This is a genomic window from Mycobacterium sp. 1245499.0 (genome assembly GCF_001673615.1).
Classification (GTDB): Bacteria; Actinomycetota; Actinomycetes; order Mycobacteriales; family Mycobacteriaceae; genus Mycobacterium; species Mycobacterium europaeum_A.
This window is the reverse complement of record NZ_LZMG01000296.1, coordinates 16,438-39,172: the sequence shown is the minus strand read 5'-3', so window position 1 is coordinate 39,172 and position 22,735 is coordinate 16,438. Positions and strand designations below refer to the sequence as shown.

Below are 22,735 nucleotides of genomic sequence, written 5' to 3'. Positions count from 1 at the left end.
TCGACACTCGTGCCCGCCACCTGCCCTTTTGTGTGGCATGAGTCACTGTAGCGCACGGCTGCCACACGGCATCAGGGATGCGGAGCACTGCCGGGAAAAATTGGCCGTCCTGAGATCAGCCGGAAGCCCCGATGGCACAACTTATTTGACGCACGTGTTAGCCAACCGTTAGCCAGTGGGCGCCCAGTTGCCGTGGAAGCCCATCGGCACCCGCTGCGGCAGGTGCACGGTGGCGACCTGCTCGAGCGTCTGCGCGTCCAGCAAGAGCAGTTGGCCCTCGTCGTGCTCGCGGTGATAGCCGAAGCCGATCAGGATGCCGTCATCCTCGGCGCGGGGTGTGGGATTGGGCACAAAGGACATCTCGCCGAGCAAAAGGCCGGCATCCAGGCCGGCGGCCGCGCAAGAACCCGTGGCGTAGTCGTGTTTGTACAGTGCGGTGGTCATCTCGGCCGCCCCGCCGGACAGGTAACCGCCCTCGGTGCCGATGGTGTAGCCGTACCGGTGCCGCCCACCCAACAGCGACTCGTTGATCCGTGGGAATTCCTGTGGACGATCGTCGCGGCGCTCGCTGGTGACCGCCCCGGTGGCCAGGTTGACGGTCCAGCGGTCCAGCGTCGGCAGGCTGTCGCCGGGACCGCGCAGGTCGCGGTCGAACATCCGCGAGTAGCGCACCACGTCGAGCACCAGAACCTCTGCGCCAGCACGCATCTCGGAGTAGGCGTTGAGCGGGTGGTAGACGTAGCAGGGTTCGATGTCGAACCAGCGGATGCCATCCTTGCCCGCATTGCTCCCGTGGCCCTCCCTCGGCATGACGCCGATGCGCGCTTGGTAGCCGGGGTTCCAGCGGTAGGGCATCCGGTTGATCGGCTCGCGATTGCGGTTGATCACGGTCGTCATCGGGCTGGGCACCCGCACGCGTCCGATGAGCGACTGCAGCACCAGCCGGGCCGGCAGACTCAGCCAGCGCGGCACGTTGGTCGGCATCACCTGCACGGGGTCGAAGGTCACCGGCAGGTCGTAGATCACCACGTATTTGTCGGTCAGCGAGAAGTCGTGCATCATCGGCGACCCGCCGACCTCGATGTCCACCGTGCGCCGAGCCCGGCCGGCGGTGTCGATGACCGAGTACTGCACGGTGCGCCCGCGGGTGAACGAGTAGGAGACGGCGTGCAATTCGCCGGTCCGCGGATCGGCGTGCGGATGTGCGGTGTAGCCCCCGAACAACGTCCCGTCGAAATCGCAATGCCCCTCGGTGTCCAACTCGTCGGTCAGGCGGTAGTTCGTCCCGCCCCCCTCGACGAGCGCGAGGGTTTGTCCGGCATGGCTCAGCACGTTGGTGTTGGGCCCGACGGAGAGCATGCCCGCCCGCGGGTCCAATCCGCTGGGCGCCGGCTCGCCGAGTTCGGCGCAGACGTGGGCGGTGCGCACCCACCGGTTGCGATACCAGCGCGCCTCGCCGCCGCGCAGCGCCACCCCGTGCACCATGCCGTCGCCGCTGAACCAGTGGTAGACGGCCGGGTTCACCTCGGCGACCGGGTTGGGCCCGTTGCGCAGGTAGCGCCCGTCGAGGTGGTCGGGGATGTGCCCGGTGACGCGCAGGTCGTGCGCGGTGACCTCGGTGCGCACCGGCGCGAGAAAGTCCTCGAGGTAGGGATTGCCGGGCTTGACGGGTGTCGCAGTCGCCATGACTGAGCTCCTATAACATTGTTATTTCAGCGTTATTGGCACGGTACGCCGCCGATGAGAAGATGGCAACGATGACTTCAGACGTTCAGCGCAGCATCCGCGAGGGGATGCTGCACGCGGCGGTCGCCCTGCTCGACGAGGACGGACCCGACGCCCTGCAGACCCGCAAGGTGGCCGGCGCCGCGGGGACCTCCACGATGGCGGTCTACACCCATTTCGGCGGGATGCGCGGGCTCATCGCCGAGGTGGCCGAGGAGGGCCTGCGCCAGTTCGACGCCGCGCTGACGGTGCCGCGCACCGACGACCCGGTCGCGGACCTGTTCGTGATCGGGGCGGCCTACCGCCGCTACGCCATCGAGCGCCCGCACATGTACCGGCTGATGTTCGGCAGCACCAGCGCGCACGGCATCAACGCACCCGCCCACAACGTCCTGACGCTGACCGTCGCCGAGATCGAGCGGGACTACCCGAGCTTCGCGCACGTGGTGCGCGGAGTGCACCGCTGCATGGTGGCCGGCCGGATCGCCGCCGGCGCCGCGACCGACGACGCGTCCGTGGTGGCCACCGCGGCCCAGTTCTGGGCGTTGATCCACGGGTTCGTCATGCTGGAGCTGGCCGGCTATTACGGCGCTGACAGCTCGGCCGTCGTGCCGGTGCTCGGCTCGATGACGTCGAACCTGCTTGTCGCCCTTGGTGATTCACCGGAGCGGGTTACCCGCTCGCTGCACACGGCGATGCAGGGGCGCTGAGCGCACGAAACCCCCGGGATCGCCATCCCGGGGGTTTGGTGCGCAGTGACTTACTTGACGGTGACGGTGGCGCCGGCGGCCTCGAGCTTGGTCTTGGCCTCGTCGGCGGCCTCCTTGGCCACCTTCTCCAGCAGCGGCTTGGGGGCGCCGTCGACCAGGTCCTTGGCCTCCTTGAGGCCCAGGCCGGAGACGATCTCGCGGACCACCTTGATGACGCCGATCTTCTTGTCGCCGGCGGCCTCGAGGATGACGTCGAACTCCGACTGCTCCTCGGCGGCCTCGGCGGGCGCGCCACCGGCGGCGCCACCGCCGGCGGCGGCAACGGCGACCGGGGCGGCCGCGGTGACCTCGAAGGTCTCCTCGAACTTCTTCACGAAGTCGGAGAGCTCGAGCAGGGTCATTTCCTTGAACGCGTCGAGCAGGTCGTCAGTGGACAGCTTTGCCATGGGTGTGGGTCCTTCCTTGTTTTTCCCAGGTTCCGGGGTGGTTGTTATTCGGCTTCGGCCGGGGTTTCCGGCGCCTCAGCGGGTGCTTCCGAAGCGGGTTCCGGGGTGGATTCCGCGGCGGGCGCGGGCTCTGCCGGAGCTGCTGGCCCCTCTGCGGCCTTCTTCTCCTGCAGAGCGGCCGCCAGGCGGGCGACCTGCGACGCCGGAGCGTTGAACAGCCCGGCCGCCTTGGCCAGGTTGCCCTTCATCGCGCCGGCCAGCTTGGCCAGCAGCACCTCGCGCGACTCGAGGTCGGCGATGCGCTCGACTTCGGCGACCGTCAGCGCACGGCCGTCCATGTAGCCGCCCTTGATGACCAGCGCCTTGTGTTCCTTGGCGAAGGTCTTGATCGCCTTGGCGGCGTCGACCGGTTCCCCGGTGACGAAGGCGATGGCCGTCGGGCCGGCGAAAAGCTCGTCGAGCCCCTCGACCCCGGCCTCCGAGGCCGCCCGCTTGACCAGCGTGTTCTTGGCCACCGAGTAGGTGGCCGCCCCGCCCAGCGAGCGCCGCAGTTCGGCCAGGTTGGCGACGGTCAGACCGCGGTATTCCGTGATCAGGGTCGCGGTCGATTCCTTGAACTGCTCGGCGATGTCTGCAACGGCGGTGGCCTTGTCAGCCCTGGCCATGCCTACCTCCTGAAGTGAAAGTCAATGCGACGTGTCGTCTCGATCCCCCGCAAGAACGACGAACGCCCCGGCGCAGAAGCGGCCGGGGCGTGAAAATGCGCCGGCGCGAGCCGGCGCTGATGCCTCGTCCTCCTGCGTGGGCCGCCGGGATGCTCCCGGACCTTCAACCGATTGCTCGGTGACCGACGGTCTTCGGTGGATCGGCCAACAGAATAGCGCGACCTGGCGCGGTCAGCCAAAACGGCGGACTCAGGTGACGGCGAGGGCCAGCAGCACGAACACCGCCAGCAGCAGGATCACCCGCACGCGGTGCCGGCGATCCCAGCGGGCGGCGAGCTCACGCGAGAGCTCACCGGTGCTGGGCCACTTCGCGATGCGGTTGTTGATCGGCACCAGCAGGGCGACCGTCGACAACACCACCACGGCCATCAGGCCCGCGGCGACGCCGCAGAGCCAATCGCGTGGGGCGCCGCGCTCCTGGACCGCAAGCGACACCAACAGCAGCAGGACGATGGCGTACCAGAAGGGCATCGTCGTGCCCAGCGCCCGGCCGGCGCCGCCGCGCGCCGCCCGGAAGGCGTCGTCGGGCAGCCGGGCGATCAGCGGGTGGAAGAACACCGCGACCGCCAGCTCCACACCGACCAGCAGCCCGGTGACCACGACCGCGAGGGCGTCGATGCTGTGGTTCATGACAATGACCTTGGCATGAAACCCGCGTGGGGTCAGCCGAGGCCCGCGAGCCGGGCGGCGCCGATCAGACCGGCCGCACCGCCGAGTTCCCCCGGCACCACCCGCAGCCCGGACAAGAAGTCCAGGCCGGCGTATTCGGCGAGCTTCGCGCGCAGCGGGTCGAAGAGCAGCGGCCCGGATCTGGCGACGCCTCCCCCGATCACCACCAGGTCCAGATCGCACACCGCACCGACGGAGGCGATCATCGCGGCAAGCGCGTTGGCTCCGCGCTGAAACGCCCGCTGCGCCAACGGGTCTGATGCCGCGGCGGCGGCCAGGTCGCTCGCGCCGGCGCCGGCCGGCGCGGACCATCCGTTTTCCCGCGCCCAGCGCACCATCCACGGCCCGGACGCGACGGTTTCGACGCAGCCGTGCCCGCCGCAGGTGCAGGGCCGGCCATCCAGCTCGACCACCACGTGCCCGACGTGACCGGCGTTGCCGGTGCGCCCCGAGTAGGGGACGCCGTCGAACACCAGGCCGCCGCCCACCCCGGTGGAGACCACCATGCCGAGCAGGAATCGGGCGTCGGGCCCCGCCGTTTTGCCCGCTCCAATCCAGTGCTCCCCCAACGCCATACAGACGCCGTCGCCGGCCAGAACCACCGGCAGCCCGGGCACCGCCGCGGCGACCCTGTCGCGCAACGGGAACCGGTCCCAGCTGCCGATGTTGATGGGGCTGACGGATCCGCTGCGCAGATCGATGGGCCCGGCCGACGCGATCCCCACCGCGGTGACGGCGGCGTCCGCCGTCCCCAGGGCGTCGGCGATCGTCGCTTCGACGGCGGCCCAGACGTCGTCGGGGGCGGTCGTGACCGGAGTTGGGCGGATGGCGGTGTACACCAGCTTCCCCCCCGAATCCACCAGTCCCGCAGCGATTTTCGTGCCGCCGATATCCAGCGCGAGGGTGAGCATGGCGCTCAGTGCCGGTGGGTGTTGTCGGGTTGCCGGGGGTCACCGGGATGCTCGTAGCCGGGCGTCAGCTCCACCAGCGCGGCGCGCCGCTCGTCCAGCCACAGCCGGAATGCGCGGCGCCGCGCGGCGCCGCGCAGATGCCCTTCGATCGCCGGGCGCACCTCGTCCAGCGGCGGCGCGGCCAGCGCCGGTGTGCGCCAACCGTGTTCGCCCGATAACGGCGCGGCGAACCGCAGCGGGTTGCGGGCGTGGTAGGCGGCCACCTCGGCGTCGCCCACTTGCACCGCCGCGGTGACATCGGCGAACAGCGCCCGGGCACGCGGGTCGGCCAGCACGGCCGCGGCGACGCTGCCGATCTCCAGCCGGGCGGTCACGTCGGGCAGCAGCTCGGCCTCGGATGGGGCGCCGCTCGCGGTCAGGCCGCGCGCGGCCGCCTCCACGGCGACCACCCGCTCGGTGACGATCAGCTGGGTCAGCCACCGCCGCAGTTGGCGGCCCTCGCTGGTGCCGGTGACCGGCAGGGCGGCCGCATCGCGCCCGGCGCGCAGCCGCGCCTCGGCGGCGTCGAGCACGCCCGACGGTACGGGCAGGCCGGCCACGGTCGCGATCCGGTCTGTGCTCATGTCACCGTCACCTTCACCGCCGGCGAGTAGACCAGCCGGCCGGCGCAACCGACCCGCACCAGCGCCCACCACTGGCCGGGGGCCAGCCAGGCCGGCGGGGTCAGCTGGAAGACTAAGTCGACGGCGCCGCGGGCGGGCAGCACCGCGCCCAGCGCGGCGGGACCCATCCACTCCCAGGTGCCCCACGGGCTGATCAGATGGGCCTCCAGCGCCAGGTCGGCCCCGGCGTGGCTGCCGACCGTGACCGTCAGGTCGCCCGCGTCGCCGGGTGCGAGCGTGACCTCGGCGGGGCCGCCGCCCAGGAAGATCAGGTCGCCGGGCTCGCCCACCGTCACCACGCACACGTCCTCGACGGGCTGTCGCCAGGAGGCCGGGACGCCTTCGCCGGCGACGCGCAGTTCGGCGCGCACCGGGTAGCGCCCGGGTGGGGTGCCAGCCGGGACCCTCAGCACCACGTCGGTGTGCAGGTGATCGCCGGCGCCCAGGGTGAAGGGCAGGTGGGCGGGCGTGGCCGTCCAGCCGTCCGGACACCTGAGGGTGACGGCGCCGGGAAGGGTGGCGTCGGTGCTGTCGCTGGCCGCGGTGAGCCGCAGCGTCACCTCGTCGCCGGGTTGGGCGGTCAGCTGCACCGGGTGCAAATGGGCGACCGCCGGTAGCCCGCCGAGGGGCGCGGGGCCGCGATTGTGCAGCCAATACCGCGCGTACAGCGGCTGCGCGGCCTCGGCGTGCGGGGCCGGCGCGGCGGCGCCGGTCGCCGCCCGGGACGCGTCGAACCGGGCCAGCACGGTCGCCACCTCATAGCCGTGCAGCTCGACCGACGATACGGGTTCGGCGCGCGATTCCAGCAGGTCGGCGCGGTGCAGGCTGGTCAGCGTCGCGACGTCGGACTTAAGAACGACGGGCGTGCCCGCGCCGGTGGTCTCCACCAGGCGCAGGGCGACCGCGTTCGGGTCCAGCGGCGCCGCGCTGCCCGCGGTCAGCGGATTGCCGGCCACCTTGAGGGCGGCCAGCTGTACCGATTCGGCGGGCTCGACGCGCAGCAGCGACCCGGCCGGCGGGAGCGCGCCCCCGCGGCGGTCCGGCGTGACGGCGAGCAGCGGCTGGGAGAACTGCGCACTGTGGGTGGCGATCCGGGCGCGCCGCCAGTCACCCGCCGCGCTGACCAACGCGTAGTCGAAGTGGTGCGTCCAGTGCTGCAGTTGGAAGTTGGAGCCGTCCGGCGCGGTGCGGCGCGGGTCGTCGATCCAGATGCCCGACGGCCAACCGGTGCAGGACCGCATCAGCGCGGTGTGCAGGGTGCCCTCGGTGTCGACGGCGAAGCTGGGCACCCCGCGGTTGAGCAGGGCGACGGTGCGGTCCTCGAAAGCGCCCGTTTCTGCCGCCGCTTGCTGGGCGACGGCGATCTCGGCGTCGCCGAGGTCGTCGACCACCGCGGCGATCGCGGCCCGTAGCTGGTCGTCGTCGCCGCCGTCGATGATCAGCACCGGCAACGCCCGCGGCGGACGCAGGTCGGCGTCGGGCACCCACACCGCGTCCAGCGGCGTCTCGGCGGGCACCCACACGAGGGCCCGGCCGGTCGCCGCCAACTGGCGGTCCAGCTCCTCGGCGTGCGCCGGGGCCTCGGCCAACACGGCCGCGGCGAAGGCGTTGCGACCGGGCCCGCCCAGCGCGATGCGCGCGTCGGGCAGGTTGGAATCGACTGCGAGGTTGCCGTAGCGCGGCTTGTCGGCGCCGCCGCAGGTGGCCGTGACGCCGGCGCGGACCAGCGCGACCATCAACTCCCGGGCCAGCGGCCCCGACAGCGTCTCCGTCGGCGACACCACCTCGGCGACCGCTATCGCCCGCACGTCGGCGCCCGAGATTCGGACCCGGGCCGCCGAGGACAGGCCGAACCAGCCGTACGCCGGGTTGTCCAGGGTCCACAGGTGCTGGGCGGTGTCCATGGCGCGCGATCCGTCGTGCAGCAGGGCGAAACCGCGGCCGATGACGGCGTCGCCCACCTCGCTGATCGGCATGGCGCCCGGCACCGGGCACGGCCAGCGCAGCCGCACCAACTGGTCGGCGCCGGTGAACTCGTCGATCGTGGTGCGGCAGTCCACCCGCGCGACCCCGCGCCACAACGTCAGGGTTTGGGTGTAGCGCAGCAGCGACCCGATCCGGCCCCGCACCACCAGCCGCTGACCCAGCGGCCCGTGCCAGGCCCGCACGTCTGCGGGGCCTTCCGACGAGCACACCATCGGCCCCTTGGGCAGCAGATGCCACGGGCCCTCGCCCTGGCTCGGGTGCGCCGGGTATTCCTCGTAGACGGCGAGCTCGTTGCCCACCCGCCCGGCTGCCATCAGTTCGCGCCCGTCCTGGATCAGCGAGGCGACGCCCCCGCCGCGCACCGGGTCGACCTCGATCCGGTAGTGCTCGTTGCGGATCGCCGTTCCCGGCACCGGTTCCCAGCCGGCCGGTTCGCCGCCTTCACCGGGGACCAGCCGGTAGGCCCGCCAACCCAGCGACGGCACCTCGCCGGCCAACCAGCTGACCGACCGCCCGCCGTGCTCGACGTGCGCCGCCAGCTCGGCACCGTCGGCGTCGAGCACCCGGACCCCGGCGCCGACCGGCCGGTCGAGGTGGGCGGTGACGACGTCGGTGCGCGGACAGCTCAGCGGATTCCACACGATCACGTCGCCCCCGCCCCCGCCCACGGCGCCGGACAGCAGGGCCAGCGAGCTGTCGCGGGCCGCGCGGCCCAGCTCCCAGGCGTCGCGCCACCCGGTCAGCAGGTCCAGGTACACCTGGTCGGATTCCGACCCGGTGATGGCGTCGTGGTGCGCGCCGTAGGCCAGCTGCACCCACGCCTTGGCCAGCGCGGCCTGCGGGTAAGGGGCGCCGGTCAGCGGCCCGGCGAAGACCGCGAAACGCTCGGCCGCCAGGACGGCGGTCTCGGCGGCCCGGTTGGCCTGCTTGGTGTCGATGTAGGACACGTCCTTGCCGGTGTAGATCGGGTTCATGTCCCGGGTTTGCGGCGACGGCACGCAGTCGCGCCGCCCCAGCTCGGCGCGCACCGCCGCGAAGAACTCGCTGGGCAGCGCGCACACGAACCGCGGCCACGTGTAGCGGGCGGCCCAGTCGCGGTGGATCTCGGTGACCCACTTGTTGGGCGGGGTGTAGTCGGTGCCGACCGGCAGCAACACGTTGCGGGTCAACGCGACCTTCTTGAGCTGGTCGAAGAGCTCGCACGTCGCCTCCTCGGCCTCGCCCAGCGACGCCGCGGAGTCCATCCACCACCCCGCCGAATAGTGCGCCGGCATGTAGTGGGTAAGCAGCCCGCGGCCCGACGGCGAGATCCATTCGAACTCGCTGGCGAACTGCATGCGCTCCACGTCGCCGTCGCCCAGCGCGGGACCCCACTGGTGGTGCGGTCCCCTGGCCCACGAACTCGACGTCAGCCCGGCATCGGCGGCCATGCCCGGGAACTGCGGGTCGTGGCCGAACACGTCCAGCTGCCAGGCGGTCGCCGGGTCAGCCCCGACGACGTGGCGCTGAAAACCCATGCCGTGCACCAGGTTGCGAATCGTCGTTTCCGGGCTGGTGAGGTTGGTGTTGGGTTCGTTGTAGGTGCCGCCCATCACCTCGACGCGGCCCTGGTCGATGAACCGGCGCAGGTCGGCCCGGTCTTCGGGGCGGGTGTCCCAGTACGGCTTGAGATAGTCGACCTCGGCCAGCACGAACTTGTAGTCGGGATCGCGGCGCGCCATCTCCAGATGGGCGTGCACCAGGTCGAACCCGTTGCGCTGGCGGGCCCGCCCCGGCGGGTCCTCGGTCCACTCGCTGGTGTAGGCGCCCTGGGTGTTCCACCACACCGGGTCGTAGTGGAAGTGGCTGACCATGAACATCGTCCAGCCGGGCTCGGCCACGGTGAACTCGAACGGCAGCCGCTGGCCGCCGACGTGCGCCCGCGCCGGCCGGCGTTGCCCGACGACGGGACCGTGAACGGTGACGGGGACCTCGACGACCTCGTCGCTGAGATCGGCGACCGCTTCGCCCGTCAGCCCGTCCCCGTCGATGCGGACCGACGTCGGCCCGCTCACCCCCGCGAGGGTGACCCGCACCAGCTGCAGCGGGGTGTCCGGCGGTCCGACGAACAGTTCGGTCGAGGCCACCGAAGTCACCTGCATGCCCGCACCTTACGGCGACGCGGGGTTGCTGGAAAGCTGACCGTCATGGCGGATTTGACCACCCAACTGGCCGATCAACTCGACTGGCACTGGCACAACCAATTGCGCCCGCGCCTGGACGGCCTGACCGACGACGAGTACTTCTGGCAGCCCGTGCCCGACTGCTGGACCGTGCATCCGGACGGGTCGATCGATTTCGCGTTCCCGGCGCCCAGCCCGGCACCGTTCACCACGATCGCGTGGCGCATGGCGCACGTCATCGTCGGCGTATTCGCGATGCGTGCCCATCACCATTTCGGCGGACCGCCGGCCGACTACCAGAGTTGGGACTATGCGACCGAGGCCGCCACCGCGCTGCGGCAGCTCGACGAGACGTACGCGAGGTGGATCACCGGCGTGCGCTCGCTGTCCGCCGCCGACCTGACCCGCCGCTGCGGCGCGGCCGAAGGGCCATACGCCGACTACCCGCTGACCGAGCTGGTTTTGCACATCAATCGAGAAGCGATCCATCACGGCGCCGAAATTGCTTGCCTGCGCGACCTTTACGTCCACAACAGGAAGGATTGACATGCCCGCCCTCGCCCCGCCGGTGGCCGACGAACGCAGCGCCCTGCGCGAATTCCTGGCCTATCACCAGAGCGCGTATTTCGCCGTCAGCCACGGCCTCACCGACGATCAGGCCCGCTCTACGCCCTCGGTCAGCGCGCTGTCGATCGGCGGGCTGGTCAAGCACGCCACCGGCATGCAGCGCACCTGGATGGCGCGGGTGGCCGCCGCGCCCGGCGCGCCGCCGAAAGACCCCCGTCCGTTCGAGCAGATCAGCAGGGAGTTCGCCGATCAGCACGTGATGCGGCCCGACGAGACGCTGGCCGGGCTGCTGGACGCGTTCAGGGCCCAGAACGCGACGACGCTGCGGCTGGTGGAGTCCGCGGACCTGGACGCCGCGGTGCCCGTCCCGCGGGACATCCCGTGGTTTCCCAAGGACCAGCGGGCCTGGTCGGTGCGCTGGGTGATCCTGCACGTGATCAACGAGCTGGCCCGGCATGCCGGGCATGCCGACATCATCCGGGAGACGATCGACGGCGCCACCATGTACGAGCTGATCGCCGCGCGGGAGGGCTGGGCGATCGAGGGCTGGGTGCAGCCCTGGAAACCCGGCGATAGCGGTGAGCGCCCGGGTTAGAGGATTGGGACTCATCCGCGCCCATTTGGCACACTGCACTGATGAGCTCTACCAAACACCGAGAGGGGGCCAAGCTCGACCGGGTGCCGTTGCCGGTCGAAGCGGCCCGGGTCGCCGTGACAGGTTGGCAGGTCACCCGCACCGCCGCTCGCATCATCACCAAGCTGCCGGGTCGCGGCCCGTGGCAGCAGAAGGTGATCAAGCAGCTCCCGCAGACCTTCGCCGACCTGGGGCCGACGTACGTCAAATTCGGACAGATCATCGCGTCCAGTCCCGGGGCGTTCGGCGAATCGCTGTCCCGCGAGTTCCGCGGCCTGCTCGACCGGGTACCGCCCGCCGACTCCGAGGAAGTGCACAAGCTTTTCGTCGAGGATCTCGGCGGCGACCCGTCCGAGTTGTTCGCCAAATGGGACGAGACGCCGTTCGCGTCGGCGTCGATCGCGCAGGTGCACTACGCCACCCTGCACACCGGCGAGGAGGTCGTCGTCAAGATCCAGCGCCCGGGCATCCGGCGCCGGGTCGCGGCCGACCTGCAGATCCTCAAGCGTTTTGCCCAGGCCGTCGAACTGGCCAAGCTGGGCCGCCGGCTCTCGGCGCAAGACGTGGTCGCCGACTTCTCCGACAACCTGGCCGAGGAGCTGAACTTCCGGCTGGAGGCGCAGTCGATGGAGGCGTGGGTGGCGCACCTGCACGCCTCCCCGCTCGGCAAGAACATCCGGGTGCCGCAGGTGTTCTGGGACTTCACCAGCGACCGCGTGCTGACGATGGAGCGGGTGCACGGGATCCGCATCGACGACGTCGCCGCCATCCGCAAGGCCGGGTTCGACGGCACCGAGCTGGTGAAGGCGCTGCTGTTCTCACTGTTCGAGGGCGGGCTGCGGCACGGGTTGTTCCACGGCGACCTGCACGCGGGGAACCTCTACGTCGACGACCAGGGTCGCATCGTCTTCTTCGACTTCGGGATCATGGGCCGCATCGATCCCCGCACCCGCTGGTTGCTGCGCGAGCTGGTGTACGCGCTGCTGGTCAAGAAGGACCACGCAGCGGCGGGCAAGATCGTGGTGCTGATGGGCGCCGTCGGCACCATGAAGCCGGAGGCCGAGGCCGCCAAGGATTTGGAGAAGTTCGCCACCCCGCTGACCATGCAGACCCTGGGCGACATGTCCTACGCGGACATCGGCCGGCAGCTGTCGGCGCTGGCCGACGCCTACGACGTCAAGCTTCCCCGCGAGCTGGTGCTGATCGGCAAGCAATTCCTCTACGTCGAGCGGTACATGAAGCTGCTGGCGCCCAAGTGGCAGATGATGTCGGATCCGCAACTGACCGGCTATTTCGCGAACTTCATGGTCGAAGTCAGCCGCGAGCACTCCTCCGACATCGAGGTATAGGAGCTTTTCTGGTGCAGGTCCGCACGGGGCATGCCATTTCCGGCGATCTGAAGCTGTATTACGAGGACATGGGCGACATCGACGACCCGCCCGTCCTGCTCATCATGGGCCTGGGCGCCCAGCTGCTGCTGTGGCGGATCGCGTTCTGCGAGAAGCTGGTCGGCCACGGTCTGCGGGTCATCCGGTACGACAACCGCGACGTCGGCCTGTCCAGCAAGACCCAACACCGCAGCTCGGGTCAGCCGCTGGTGGTCAAGTTGGTGCGGTCCTGGCTGGGTCTGCCCAGCCGGTCGGCCTACCGGCTCGAGGACATGGCCGACGACGCCGCCGCCGTGCTGGACCAGCTGGGGATCGACCGCGCCCACATCGTCGGGGCGTCGATGGGCGGCATGATCGCGCAGATCTTCGCCGCGCGATTCCGGGAGCGGACCAAGTCCCTCGCGATCATCTTTTCCAGCAACAACTCGGCGCTGCTGCCGCCGCCGGCCCCGCGTGCGTTGCTGGCGCTGCTCAAGGGCCCGCCGCCCGACGCGCCGCGCGAGGTGATCATCGACAACGCGGTGCGCGTCGGCAACATCATCGGCAGCCCGCGCTACCGGGTGCCCGAAGAGCAGGCCCGCGCCGAGGCCGCCGAGGGCTACGACCGCAACTACTACCCGCAGGGCGTCGCGAGGCATTTCGGGGCGGTGCTGGGCAGCGGCAGCCTGCGTCGCTACAACCGGCAGACCACCGCCCCCACGGTGGTGATCCACGGCCGGGCGGACAAGCTGATGCGGCCGTTCGGTGGCCGCGCCGTGGCGCGGGCGATCGATGGCGCCCGATTGGTGACATTCGACGGCATGGGCCATGATCTTCCACAGCAGTTGTGGGATCAGGTGATCGACGTGTTGACGAAAAACTTCGACAGGGCCGGTTAGCCAAAATCATTCGGTAGAAACGCATCCCCGCGATTTTCAGTCCATGTCGCAGGGCTGTACGGTTGGCACAGAAGGGTGGGTGTCTCAATTGGCCAAGCTGAAGCCGTATTACGAAGAGTCGCAGGCAACCTACGACATTTCAGACGACTTTTTCGCGCTGTTCCTGGACCCGAACATGGTGTACACCTGCGCCTACTTCAAGAACGACGACATGACGCTGGAAGAGGCGCAGCTCGCGAAGATCGATCTGGCCCTGGACAAGATGAATCTCGAGCCGGGGATGACGGTGCTCGACGTCGGGTGCGGCTGGGGCGGTGCCGTGGTCCGTGCGCTGGAGAAATACGACGTCAATGTCATTGGCATCACGCTGAGCCGGAACCACTACGCGCGCACCAAGGCGCGGCTGGCGGCGATCCCGACAACCCGGCGGGCCGAGGCCCGGCTGCAGGGGTGGGAAGAGTTCGACGAGCAGGTCGACCGGATCATCAGCTTCGAGGCCTTCGACGCGTTCAAAAAGGAACGTTGGCCCGCGTTCTGGGATTGGGCATATAAGACCCTTCCGGAGGGCAGCCGCATGCTGATGCACAGCATTTTCACGCATCCGCAGTCGCACTGGAAGGAGGTCGGCATCAAAATCACGATGTCCGACCTGCGTTTTCTGCATTTTCTCGGCAAGGAGATTTTCCCGGGCGGGCAGATGTGCGGCGAACCCGATATCGTCGACCTTTCCCAGCAGGCAGGTTTCTCGCTCGAACACACCCAATACCTGCGGCCGCATTACGCGCGCACGCTGGACATGTGGGCGGCCAATCTCGAGGCGAATCGCGACCGCGCCATCGCCATCCAGTCCGAAGAGGTCTACGACCGCTTCATGCGCTATCTGACCGGCTGCGCGGAGCTTTTCCGCAAGGGCATCTCCAACGTCGCCCAGTACACCCTCACCAAGTAGCGGCCGGCCCCGGCCAGCACGACCGGCCGGGCCAACGTCTTAGGTTCGGCTGGGTGGACGTCAACCAGTTCACCCTGGAAAAGTAGACTGCGTAACCGCGGTCGGCTCCGCGACGCGCACTTGCACCCTTGCCGAAGCACGCCACGACGTTGGGTATCGTTGCTGGTCAAACTTGACCCCTCGGATGGGTGCGCGGGTCATAGGAAGTGGATCTCATCCAGGAGAACAGGACGAAAATGGCTGAGCAACCGACTAGCCCGACGAAGACGCGCACGCGTTCGGAGGACATCCAGGCGCATTACGACGTCTCCGACGACTTCTTCGGCCTGTTCCAGGATCCGTCCCGGATCTACAGCTGCGCGTACTTCGAGCGCGACGACATGAGCCTGGAAGAGGCCCAGTACGCCAAGATCGACCTGAACCTGGACAAGCTGGACCTCAAGCCGGGCATGACCCTGCTGGACATCGGCTGCGGGTGGGGCACCACCATGAAGCGCGCCGTCGAGCGGTTCGACGTCAACGTCATCGGCCTGACGCTGTCGAAGAACCAGCACGCCCGCGCCGAGGCGCTGCTCGGTTCCGTCGACAGCGACCGCTCGCGGGAGGTCCGCCTGCAGAACTGGGAGGACTTCAACGAGCCCGTCGACCGCATCGTGTCCATCGAGGCCTTCGAGCACTTCGGCCACGAGAACTACGACGACTTCTTCAAGCGGACGTTCGACATCATGCCCGACGACGGCCGGATGACCGTCCAGAGCAGCGTCAGTTACCACCCCAGCGACCTGCACGCCCGTGGCAAGAAGCTGACGTTCGAGACGGCGCGGTTCATCAAGTTCATCGTCACCGAGATTTTCCCGGGCGGCCGGCTGCCGTCCACCCAGATGATGGTCGATCATGGCGAGAAGGCCGGATTCGTTGTGCCCGAACCGCTTTCGCTGCGGCCGCACTACATCAAGACGCTGCACATCTGGGGCGACACACTGGAGTCGAACCGGGACAAGGCCATCGAGGTCACCTCCGAAGAGGTGTACAACCGCTACATCAAGTACCTGCGCGGCTGCGAGCACTACTTCGCCGACGAGATGCTCGACGTCAGCCTGGTCACCTACCTCAAGCCGGGTGCCTCCAACTAGTCCGGCCTGACATCTGCGCGCCTGTCGGATTGGCGCTGCGCGGTTCGTCGAGTAGGTAGAGAGTGGAGCACAGGGCTTCGCTCACTACCGGAGGTGACGACCATGCAGTACTTCGCCTTGTTGATCAGCAAGGAGCAGGACCGTGCGCCCGACGATGCCGCCACCGCGATGGCGGCCTTCGAGAGCTTTCACCAAAAAGCCGGCTCGGCCATCAAAGCCGGTGACGCGCTGGCCCCGGCCGCGGCCGCGGTGGTGGTCACCGGCGGTCCGGACGCCCCGGTGGTCACCGACGGCCCCTTCGCGGAGACCGCCGAGGTGGCCTGCGGCTACTACGTCTTCGAAGCGGAAAACCTGGACGAGGCGCTCGCGCTGGCCCGCGACGTCCCGGTGGCCGCATTCGGGGCGGTCGAGCTGTGGCCGGTGGTCCACTCGATCGAGCCGTCGCGCAAGCTGACCGGCAACGACTGGCTCGCGCTGCTGTTGGAGCCGGCCGAATCGGCACACACCCCGGGCACGCCGGAGTGGGAGGCGACGGCCGCCAAGCACGCGGACCTGCACGCCGCCGCCGGCGATCACGTGATCGGCGGTGCGGCCCTGCACGACCGGTCCACGGCGACGACGGTTCGGGTGCGCGACGGCGAGGTCCTCATCACCGACGGGCCCTACGTCGAGGGCGCCGAGATCGCCACCGGCATCTATCTGCTCAGCGCCACCGATCGCGACGAGGCCGTCAAGATCGCCTCGATGATTCCCGCCTCGACCGTGCAACTGCGCCAGCTGGCGGGCGTCTCCGGCCTGTAGCCGATGGCCGACCTGGACGGCGTCTTCCGCCGGGAATGGGGACCGGCCGTGGCCGCGCTCGCGCGGTGGTCGGGTGACCTCACCGTCGCCGAGGACGCCGTCCAGGAGGCCTGCGCCGAAGCGTTGCGCACCTGGCCGCGCGACGGGGTGCCCGCCAACCCCGGTGGATGGCTGGTGACCGTCGGCCGTAACCGCGCCCGGGACCGGCTGCGCCGCGAATCCGCGCGTCCCGGAAAGGAATTGGCGGCGGTGGTCGACGATATTCGGACTCGCACCGATCACACCGAACCGCATCCGGTTCGCGACGACGAGCTGCGGATGATGTTCACCTGCGCCCACCCGGCGCTGGACCGACAGTCACAATTGGCGCTGACGCTGCGGCTGGTGTCGGGTTTGACCGTCGGCGAGATCGCCCGCGCGCTGCTGCAGACCGAGACGGCGATCGGGCAGCGGATCACGCGCGCCAAGAATAAGATTCGGCACGCCAACATCCCGCTGCGGGTGCCGCCCCCCGACTTGCTGCCCGAGCGCACACCGCACGTGTTCGGTTGCGTCTATTCGGTTTTCACCGAGGGCTATTGGTCGACCGCGGGCCCCTCGGCCGTCCGCGACGACCTGTGCGACGAAGGGATCCGGCTGGGCGGGGAGTTGTGCGTGCTGCTGCCCGACGAGCCGGAGGCGCACGCCTTGTCCGCGCTGATGCTGCTGCACGATTCGCGGCGCGCCACCCGGGTGGACGAGGCCGGCATGCTGGTGCCGCTCGAGGACCAGGACCGGCGCCGGTGGGACCGGGGCCGCATCGCGCGCGGTCTCGAGCGGTTGCGTCACGCTGAGGGCTCGACGGGCCCCTATCTGCCCCAGGCGGTGATCGCGGCGCTGCACGCCACGGCGCCGTCCTGGGAGCAGACCGACTGGGTCACCATCTGCGCCGCCTACGACCGGCTGCTCGCGCTGACCAACTCGCCGGTGGTGGCCGCCAACCGGGCGCTGGCCCTCGGATTCCGCGACGGCCCCGACGCCGGCCTGGCCGCCCTGGACGAGGTGGCACGCGACCCGCGGCTAACCCGCACCAATCTGAGCGCGACCGTGCGCGCCGACCTGCTGCGGCGCGCCGGCAGACCCGCCGACGCGCTGCCCTGGTATCGAGCCGCGTTGGAGTCCAACGGATCGGACCCGGGCCGCGAGTTTCTGCGGCGGCGCATCGTCGAGTGCGGCGGATAACCCGCCCGGGCTCAGGACTCCGCGAAATTGCGGGTGACGGCGGGGTCCACCGGGATACCCGGGCCGGTCGTCGTCGAGACCACGATCTTCTTCAGGTAGCGGCCCTTGGACGCGGACGGCTTGAGCCGCAGCACCTCGTCCAGCGCGGCGCCGTAGTTCTCGGCCAGCGCCTTCTCGTCGAACGAGGCCTTGCCGATGACGAAGTGCAGGTTGGCCTGCTTGTCCACCCGGAAGTTGATCTTTCCGCCCTTGATGTCGGCCACGGCCTTGGCGACATCGGGGGTCACGGTGCCGGTCTTGGGGTTCGGCATCAGGCCGCGGGGGCCGAGCACCCGGGCGATGCGACCCACCTTGGCCATCTGGTCCGGGGTCGCGATCGCGGCGTCGAATTCCAGCCAGCCGCCCTGGATCTTCTCGATCAGGTCGTCGCTGCCGACGATGTCGGCGCCGGCGGCCTGCGCCTGCTCGGCCTTGTCGCCGACGGCGAACACGGCGACGCGGGCGGTCTTACCGGTGCCGTGCGGCAGGTTGACCGTGCCGCGGACCATCTGGTCGGCCTTGCGGGGGTCGACGCCGAGCCGGATCGCCACCTCGACGGTCGAGTCCTGCTTGCTCGACGACGTCTCCTTGGCGAGCTTGGCCGCCTCCAGCGGGGAGTAGAGGTTGTCGCGGTCCACCTTCTCGGCGGCGGCGCGATATGCCTTGCTGTTCTTGCTCATTGATTCATCCAATCCGATGTTGGGTCGTGGTTGTCTGGTGTCGGACTCCTCCTCAGGCCGTTGCCGGCCTGCATCGTCGTCCGACGGCGGGCCGAAGCTGGCCCTCCCACGGTGGTGGTGCGGGTGTTACTCGACGGTGATACCCATCGACCGGGCGGTGCCGGCGATGATCTTGGCGGCCGCGTCGATGTCGTTGGCGTTCAGGTCGGCCTTCTTGGTCTCGGCGATCTCCTTGACCTGATCCCAGCTGACCTTGGCGACCTTGTTCTTGTGCGGCTCGGCCGATCCCTTGCCCACGCCGGCGGCCTTGAGCAACAGCTTGGCGGCGGGCGGCGTCTTGAGCGCGAAGGTGAAGCTGCGGTCCTCGTAGACCGTGATTTCCACCGGGATGACCTGGCCGCGCTGGTTCTCCGTGGCGGCGTTGTACGCCTTGCAGAACTCCATGATGTTGACGCCGTGCTGACCGAGCGCGGGCCCGACCGGCGGCGCCGGGTTGGCCTGCCCCGCCTGGATCTGAAGCTTGATCAGCCCGACGACTTTCTTCTTCGGGGCCATGAGATTGTGCTGTTCCTTCCTGGTTTTACGCCCGGCGTATGCGCCGGTTAGAGCTTGGAGACTTGGCTGAAGGTCAATTCGACCGGGGTTTCGCGGCCGAAGATGGACACCAGCACCTTGAGCTTCTGCTGTTCGCCGTTGACCTCGCTGATCGTGGCGGGCAGCGTCGCGAACGGGCCGTCCATGACCGTCACCGATTCGCCGACCTCGTAGTCGACCTCGATGGCCGGACGTTCCAGCCCGCCGACCTCGGCGGCGGCCGCCGTGGTGGCCGCACCCTTGGCGGCCTTCTTCGTCGCGCCGCGCGGCAGCAGGAACTTGACCACGTCGTCGAGGGTCAGCGCCGACGGACGCGAGGTGGCCCCGACGAACCCGGTGACGCCGGGGGTGTTGCGCACCGCGGCCCACGAGTCGTCGGTCAGGTCCATGCGCACCAGGATGTAGCCGGGCAGCACCTTGCGGTTGACCTGCTTGCGCTGGCCGTTCTTGATCTCGGTGACCTCTTCGGTGGGCACCTCCACCTGGAAGATGTAGTCGCCGACGTCGAGGTTCTGCACACGGGTTTCGAGGTTGGCTTTGACCTTGTTCTCGTAGCCCGCATAGGAGTGGATCACATACCAGTCGCCGGGCTTGGAGCGCAGTTCGGCCTTGAGCGCGACGGCGGGGTCGACGTCCTCGTCCTCGGCCGGCGCCTCGGGCGCCTCGGTGGCCTCGGCCGTCTCGTCGACAGCTTGGTCCGCAGTCGCCTCGGTGACCTCGGCGGCCGCAGAGGTATCCGTGGCCTGCGCCTCGGCGGCCTCGTCGGTCCCTTTCAGGTCGACCGCTTCACCCGCGGACGGGTCACCGTCGAAGGTAGTCACGGTTTGAGTCCTCTCTGTCACATTCAAAAGCGGCGTCACATTCAAAAGCGGCGTCACTCGCTCAGCCGAACACCAGCAGCACCAGCTTGGTCAGGCCGAAATCCGCCAGGCCGACCAGCGCCACCATGAAGGCCAGGAAAGCCAGCACAACGGAGGTGTAAGTGAGCATCTGCTTGCGGTTGGGCCAGATGACCTTCCGCATCTCTGCAACGACCTGCTTGAGGTAGTTGTAGACGAACACGAAGGGGTTGACCCGGTGGTCGCCGGCCTTCTTGGGCTTGGCGGCCTTCTTGGCTTTGGCGCCCTTTTTGGTCTTCTCCGGCGTCGCGGCTTCGACGTCGTCCGGCGATACGGCGTCCTCGCCGGCCTCGGCCGCCCGCTGCCGGGACCGCTTGCCCGTGGGGCGCTGGGGCCGCGTCACCACCGCCGTCCGACCGCCGCTCGCGCGGCCGTCCTCTTTGTCAGTGCCGTCGCTTGCGGCGTCGTTGGCAACATCGCCTTCGTCGCTCACCGCATGCTCCTTTGTCTGCTAGTCACTCGCGAACCATCCCGCCGAAGGTGGGAACCTTCTTCCAGTGTCCACCATGCCAGGACGTTCGCCATTAGCAGGGGCGACAGGACTTGAACCTGCAACCTGCGGTTTTGGAGACCGCTGCTCTGCCAGTTGAGCTACGCCCCTTCGCGGTTGGCAGGCCAACCTGCGCTTACCTACCGGGGCTTACATGACACGCGCGCCTTCCGATTGCTCGACTCACGGAAAGCGCGCTAATGCTGGGAAAACCCCGAGGACCGAGTGTACATCGACGCGAGAGTCAGATACTAATTACGCCGTTCTGACGACCTGACCGGAGTCCGGGTCCCAGCGCAGGTTCGCGGAGTTGTCGGCGTACTGGCCCATCAGCGTGGTGTAGGCCTCCAGGACCACTTCACCCTTGTCGTCGGTGCAGATGTTCTTGGTGACGACGATGTCGGCGCCGAAACGCTCGTCCACCGACAGGATGTCCATGCGGGCCCACAGCTTGTCGCCGGCCTTGATCGGCTTGGAGAACACGAACCGCTGGTCGACCTGGACGATCACCAGCGTCTCCATGCCGATGTCGACGTGCCGAAAGAAATCCAGCTGGACCAGCTTGGCGAAGATGGTCCCGAAGGTCAGCGGCGCGATGATCGCGTCGTGGCCGAGTTCGGCGGCGGCGTCTTCCTCGTAGTGGGCCGGGTGGCGGTTCTTGATGGCAAGCGCGAACTGGCGCAGTTGTTCCCGCCCCACAACGAAGTAGTCCGGGTAGCGCCAGATCATCCCCCGGATGTCTGTTTTGAGCGCCATAGCCTACGCGAGTGTCGCGGACGCGATGGCCCTGCCGAAGATCTTCTTGCCGCCGGTGGTGGCGGTGAGCGCGATGGTCACGGACTTGGTCTCGGGGTCGGCGGACTTGACCCGGCCATTGAAAACCAGCTCGGCGCCCTTACCGTCGTTGGGCACCGGCACCACGGCGGTGAACCGCACGTTGTACTCGGTCACGGCGCCGGGGTCGCCGATCCACGCGGTCACGTAGCCGCCGCCGATGCCCATGGTCAACATGCCGTGCGCGATCGCGGTGTCCAGGCCGACGACCTTGGCCATCTCGTCGTCCCAGTGGATCGGGTTCAGGTCACCAGAGACGCCCGCGTAATTCACCAGGTCCTGTCGGGTCAGCGGGTAGGTCTTCTCCGGCAATAGGTCACCCACCTTCACCGAGCTGAACTCACGCAGTGGCATCAGAAAATCCCTCTTCTCCATCCTCGCCGGCACGGCCCGCGAGGGTCGTGTAGGTCTCTTGCACGACGTCACCGGCTTCATTGGTGATGACATTCTTGGTGACGATGATCTGGGTGCCGTGCGACACACGCATCGAGTCCACGTAGACGTCGCAGTACAGCTTGTCCCCGGCCACCAGCGGAGCGAAGTACTTCAGCACCTGGTCGACCTGCACGATTTGGGCGTCCTGGACGGCGACGTTGGCGTGCTTGAAGAAGGCTGTCTGCGCCTGATAGCCGAAGACGGAGACGAACGTCAACGGCGCGATCAGACCCCTGTAGCCGAGTTCGGCGGCCGCCTTTTCCTCGAAGTACCAGGCGTCGTCGTTTTTCACGGCCGTCGCGTGTTCGCGGATCTTCTCCCGCTCCACCTCGTAATGATCGGGGTAGCGATAGTGCATCCCCACCAGGCTTGAACTTAACGGCACGATTCTTAAACTACCTAGTCAATCGGAGTAAACGCCCGCGGGTGGCCGCTAGCGTGTCTCCCGATGCGCCTGGTGCTTACCGCAGTTGGGGCAGAACTTCTTCAGCTCCAGTCGGTCCGGGTCGTTCCGGCGGTTTTTCTTGGTGATGTAGTTGCGGTGCTTGCACACCTCACATGCCAAGGTGATCTTCGGCCGTACATCGGTACTGGAAGCCATGACGGTTCTCTCTCAATTCCTGAATAAAGCTTTGCTGTTGTGTTGTAGCGATGGCCGGACTCGAACCGGCGACCTAACGATTATGAGTCGTTCGCTCTAACCGACTGAGCTACATCGCCTCTGGCCACCCCTTGTGGGGTCGGGGCCGCCACGCCTGCTCGGCGTCCGCCGAGCCCCCTAACGGAATCGAACCGTTGACCTTTTCCTTACCATGGAAACGCTCTACCGACTGAGCTAAGGGGGCCGTGCACCCGAAGCGATCTCCTCCGCGCGGGCCTAAAAGAGGGTACAGCCTGGCTTGCAGCGGAACCAAACCACGCGAAGCCCCGTTGGGGGCGGGTCGTGGGCAACCGCGGCTCACCCGGCGATCGGCGAAGCCGCGGCAAACGTCAGCTGCCGCCGGACCGGTGCCCGGGCTGCCAGGCGCCCAGGTCGCTGAACTCGTCGTACTCGTCGTCCTGTTCGACGGAATCGCTTTCGTTGAGCAGGGTCCGCAACGCGAGATTGACGGCCTCGCGCGCGTCGAGGAGATGAAACCGGCGGATCGCCTCATCGACCAGATCGACGTCCAGCTCGATTTCAACCTTCTTCTTCAT

General features: G+C 68.5%; 25 protein-coding genes and 3 tRNA genes. 9 read left to right on the top strand and 19 right to left on the bottom strand.

Features of this window, described 5'->3' with window-relative positions:
• Positions 1-168 precede the first annotated feature (168 nt).
• Positions 169-1,686, bottom strand: a complete 1,518-nt coding sequence (locus A5646_RS17835) for a carotenoid oxygenase family protein (RefSeq protein WP_066881159.1) — start codon at positions 1,684-1,686, stop codon at positions 169-171.
• A gap of 71 nt (positions 1,687-1,757) precedes the next feature.
• Here A5646_RS17835 and A5646_RS17830 point away from each other — a divergent pair, with 71 nt between their 5' ends.
• Positions 1,758-2,435: a TetR/AcrR family transcriptional regulator gene (locus tag A5646_RS17830; protein WP_066881192.1), complete on the top strand. Its 678-nt coding sequence runs from the start codon at positions 1,758-1,760 to the stop codon at positions 2,433-2,435.
• Between the two features lie 50 nt (positions 2,436-2,485).
• Here A5646_RS17830 and rplL read toward each other — a convergent pair whose 3' ends face one another.
• The 6 genes from rplL to A5646_RS17800 form a co-directional block, all read right to left on the bottom strand.
• Positions 2,486-2,881, bottom strand: coding sequence for a 50S ribosomal protein L7/L12 (rplL, locus tag A5646_RS17825; RefSeq protein WP_066869254.1), 396 nt, complete (start codon positions 2,879-2,881; stop codon positions 2,486-2,488).
• A gap of 44 nt (positions 2,882-2,925) precedes the next feature.
• Positions 2,926-3,546, bottom strand: coding sequence for a 50S ribosomal protein L10 (gene rplJ, locus A5646_RS17820; RefSeq protein ID WP_066869251.1), 621 nt, complete (start codon positions 3,544-3,546; stop codon positions 2,926-2,928).
• Positions 3,547-3,795: 249 nt separating this feature from the next.
• The gene (locus A5646_RS17815; RefSeq protein ID WP_066869246.1) at positions 3,796-4,236 is read right to left on the bottom strand and encodes a DUF1772 domain-containing protein; all 441 of its coding nucleotides are present in this window, start codon (positions 4,234-4,236) and stop codon (positions 3,796-3,798) included.
• 32 nt (positions 4,237-4,268) lie between these two features.
• On the bottom strand, positions 4,269-5,186 hold the full coding sequence (locus tag A5646_RS17810) for an ROK family protein (protein WP_066869243.1): 918 nt from the start codon (positions 5,184-5,186) through the stop codon (positions 4,269-4,271).
• 5 nt (positions 5,187-5,191) lie between these two features.
• Positions 5,192-5,809, bottom strand: coding sequence for a malonyl CoA-ACP transacylase (locus A5646_RS17805; RefSeq protein WP_066881160.1), 618 nt, complete (start codon positions 5,807-5,809; stop codon positions 5,192-5,194).
• Positions 5,806-9,975: an NEW3 domain-containing protein gene (locus A5646_RS17800; RefSeq protein WP_066881165.1), complete on the bottom strand. Its 4,170-nt coding sequence runs from the start codon at positions 9,973-9,975 to the stop codon at positions 5,806-5,808. The genes A5646_RS17805 and A5646_RS17800 overlap by 4 nt, the downstream gene beginning before the upstream one ends.
• Positions 9,976-10,020: 45 nt before the next feature.
• Between A5646_RS17800 and A5646_RS17795 the strand changes: the two genes are divergently transcribed.
• The 8 genes from A5646_RS17795 (at position 10,021) to A5646_RS17760 (ending at position 17,567) form a co-directional block, all read left to right on the top strand.
• Positions 10,021-10,542 (top strand): DinB family protein, encoded by a 522-nt coding sequence (locus A5646_RS17795; RefSeq protein WP_066869233.1) that lies wholly within the window; start codon positions 10,021-10,023, stop codon positions 10,540-10,542.
• 22 nt (positions 10,543-10,564) lie between these two features.
• Complete coding sequence (locus A5646_RS17790) at positions 10,565-11,158, top strand: DinB family protein (protein ID WP_066869485.1); 594 nt, start codon at positions 10,565-10,567, stop codon at positions 11,156-11,158.
• A gap of 41 nt (positions 11,159-11,199) precedes the next feature.
• Complete coding sequence (locus tag A5646_RS17785) at positions 11,200-12,546, top strand: AarF/ABC1/UbiB kinase family protein (RefSeq protein WP_066881167.1); 1,347 nt, start codon at positions 11,200-11,202, stop codon at positions 12,544-12,546.
• Positions 12,547-12,554: 8 nt separating this feature from the next.
• A complete protein-coding gene (locus tag A5646_RS17780; protein WP_197505230.1) occupies positions 12,555-13,463 on the top strand; it encodes an alpha/beta fold hydrolase in 909 nt (302 codons plus the stop codon).
• Positions 13,464-13,551: 88 nt separating this feature from the next.
• Positions 13,552-14,412 (top strand): cyclopropane mycolic acid synthase family methyltransferase, encoded by an 861-nt coding sequence (locus A5646_RS17775; protein WP_067023086.1) that lies wholly within the window; start codon positions 13,552-13,554, stop codon positions 14,410-14,412.
• A 236-nt stretch (positions 14,413-14,648) separates the two neighbouring features.
• A complete protein-coding gene (mmaA4, locus tag A5646_RS17770) occupies positions 14,649-15,545 on the top strand; it encodes a hydroxymycolate synthase MmaA4 (protein ID WP_066869222.1) in 897 nt (298 codons plus the stop codon).
• Between the two features lie 102 nt (positions 15,546-15,647).
• Positions 15,648-16,346 carry a YciI family protein gene (locus A5646_RS17765; protein WP_066881193.1) on the top strand — a complete coding sequence of 233 codons (699 nt, stop codon included), beginning with the start codon at positions 15,648-15,650 and terminating at the stop codon, positions 16,344-16,346.
• 3 nt (positions 16,347-16,349) lie between these two features.
• Entirely contained in the window at positions 16,350-17,567 is a 1,218-nt protein-coding gene (locus A5646_RS17760; protein WP_066881172.1) for an RNA polymerase sigma factor, read from the top strand.
• 11 nt (positions 17,568-17,578) lie between these two features.
• Here A5646_RS17760 and rplA read toward each other — a convergent pair whose 3' ends face one another.
• The 12 genes from rplA to A5646_RS17700 form a co-directional block, all read right to left on the bottom strand.
• Positions 17,579-18,286 (bottom strand): 50S ribosomal protein L1, encoded by a 708-nt coding sequence (rplA, locus tag A5646_RS17755; protein WP_066881174.1) that lies wholly within the window; start codon positions 18,284-18,286, stop codon positions 17,579-17,581.
• A 126-nt stretch (positions 18,287-18,412) separates the two neighbouring features.
• Positions 18,413-18,841: a 50S ribosomal protein L11 gene (rplK, locus tag A5646_RS17750; RefSeq protein WP_003873569.1), complete on the bottom strand. Its 429-nt coding sequence runs from the start codon at positions 18,839-18,841 to the stop codon at positions 18,413-18,415.
• A gap of 47 nt (positions 18,842-18,888) precedes the next feature.
• A complete protein-coding gene (nusG, locus tag A5646_RS17745; RefSeq protein ID WP_066881175.1) occupies positions 18,889-19,701 on the bottom strand; it encodes a transcription termination/antitermination protein NusG in 813 nt (270 codons plus the stop codon).
• A gap of 61 nt (positions 19,702-19,762) precedes the next feature.
• Positions 19,763-20,212: a preprotein translocase subunit SecE gene (gene secE, locus A5646_RS17740; RefSeq protein WP_066881176.1), complete on the bottom strand. Its 450-nt coding sequence runs from the start codon at positions 20,210-20,212 to the stop codon at positions 19,763-19,765.
• 95 nt (positions 20,213-20,307) lie between these two features.
• Positions 20,308-20,380, bottom strand: a tRNA-Trp gene (locus A5646_RS17735).
• A gap of 144 nt (positions 20,381-20,524) precedes the next feature.
• Positions 20,525-21,025 (bottom strand): (3R)-hydroxyacyl-ACP dehydratase subunit HadC, encoded by a 501-nt coding sequence (gene hadC, locus A5646_RS17730; protein ID WP_066869205.1) that lies wholly within the window; start codon positions 21,023-21,025, stop codon positions 20,525-20,527.
• A gap of 3 nt (positions 21,026-21,028) precedes the next feature.
• On the bottom strand, positions 21,029-21,457 hold the full coding sequence (hadB, locus tag A5646_RS17725; RefSeq protein ID WP_065156429.1) for a (3R)-hydroxyacyl-ACP dehydratase subunit HadB: 429 nt from the start codon (positions 21,455-21,457) through the stop codon (positions 21,029-21,031).
• On the bottom strand, positions 21,444-21,896 hold the full coding sequence (hadA, locus tag A5646_RS17720) for a (3R)-hydroxyacyl-ACP dehydratase subunit HadA (protein ID WP_369806957.1): 453 nt from the start codon (positions 21,894-21,896) through the stop codon (positions 21,444-21,446). Before hadA ends, hadB begins: the two co-directional genes overlap by 14 nt.
• 75 nt (positions 21,897-21,971) lie before the next feature.
• Positions 21,972-22,139 (bottom strand): 50S ribosomal protein L33, encoded by a 168-nt coding sequence (gene rpmG, locus A5646_RS17715; protein ID WP_003898538.1) that lies wholly within the window; start codon positions 22,137-22,139, stop codon positions 21,972-21,974.
• A gap of 45 nt (positions 22,140-22,184) precedes the next feature.
• Positions 22,185-22,258: transfer RNA gene (locus A5646_RS17710), tRNA-Met, on the bottom strand.
• 52 nt (positions 22,259-22,310) lie between these two features.
• Positions 22,311-22,383: transfer RNA gene (locus A5646_RS17705), tRNA-Thr, on the bottom strand.
• Between the two features lie 145 nt (positions 22,384-22,528).
• The gene (locus A5646_RS17700) at positions 22,529-22,735 is read right to left on the bottom strand and encodes a type II toxin-antitoxin system VapB family antitoxin (RefSeq protein WP_066881178.1); all 207 of its coding nucleotides are present in this window, start codon (positions 22,733-22,735) and stop codon (positions 22,529-22,531) included.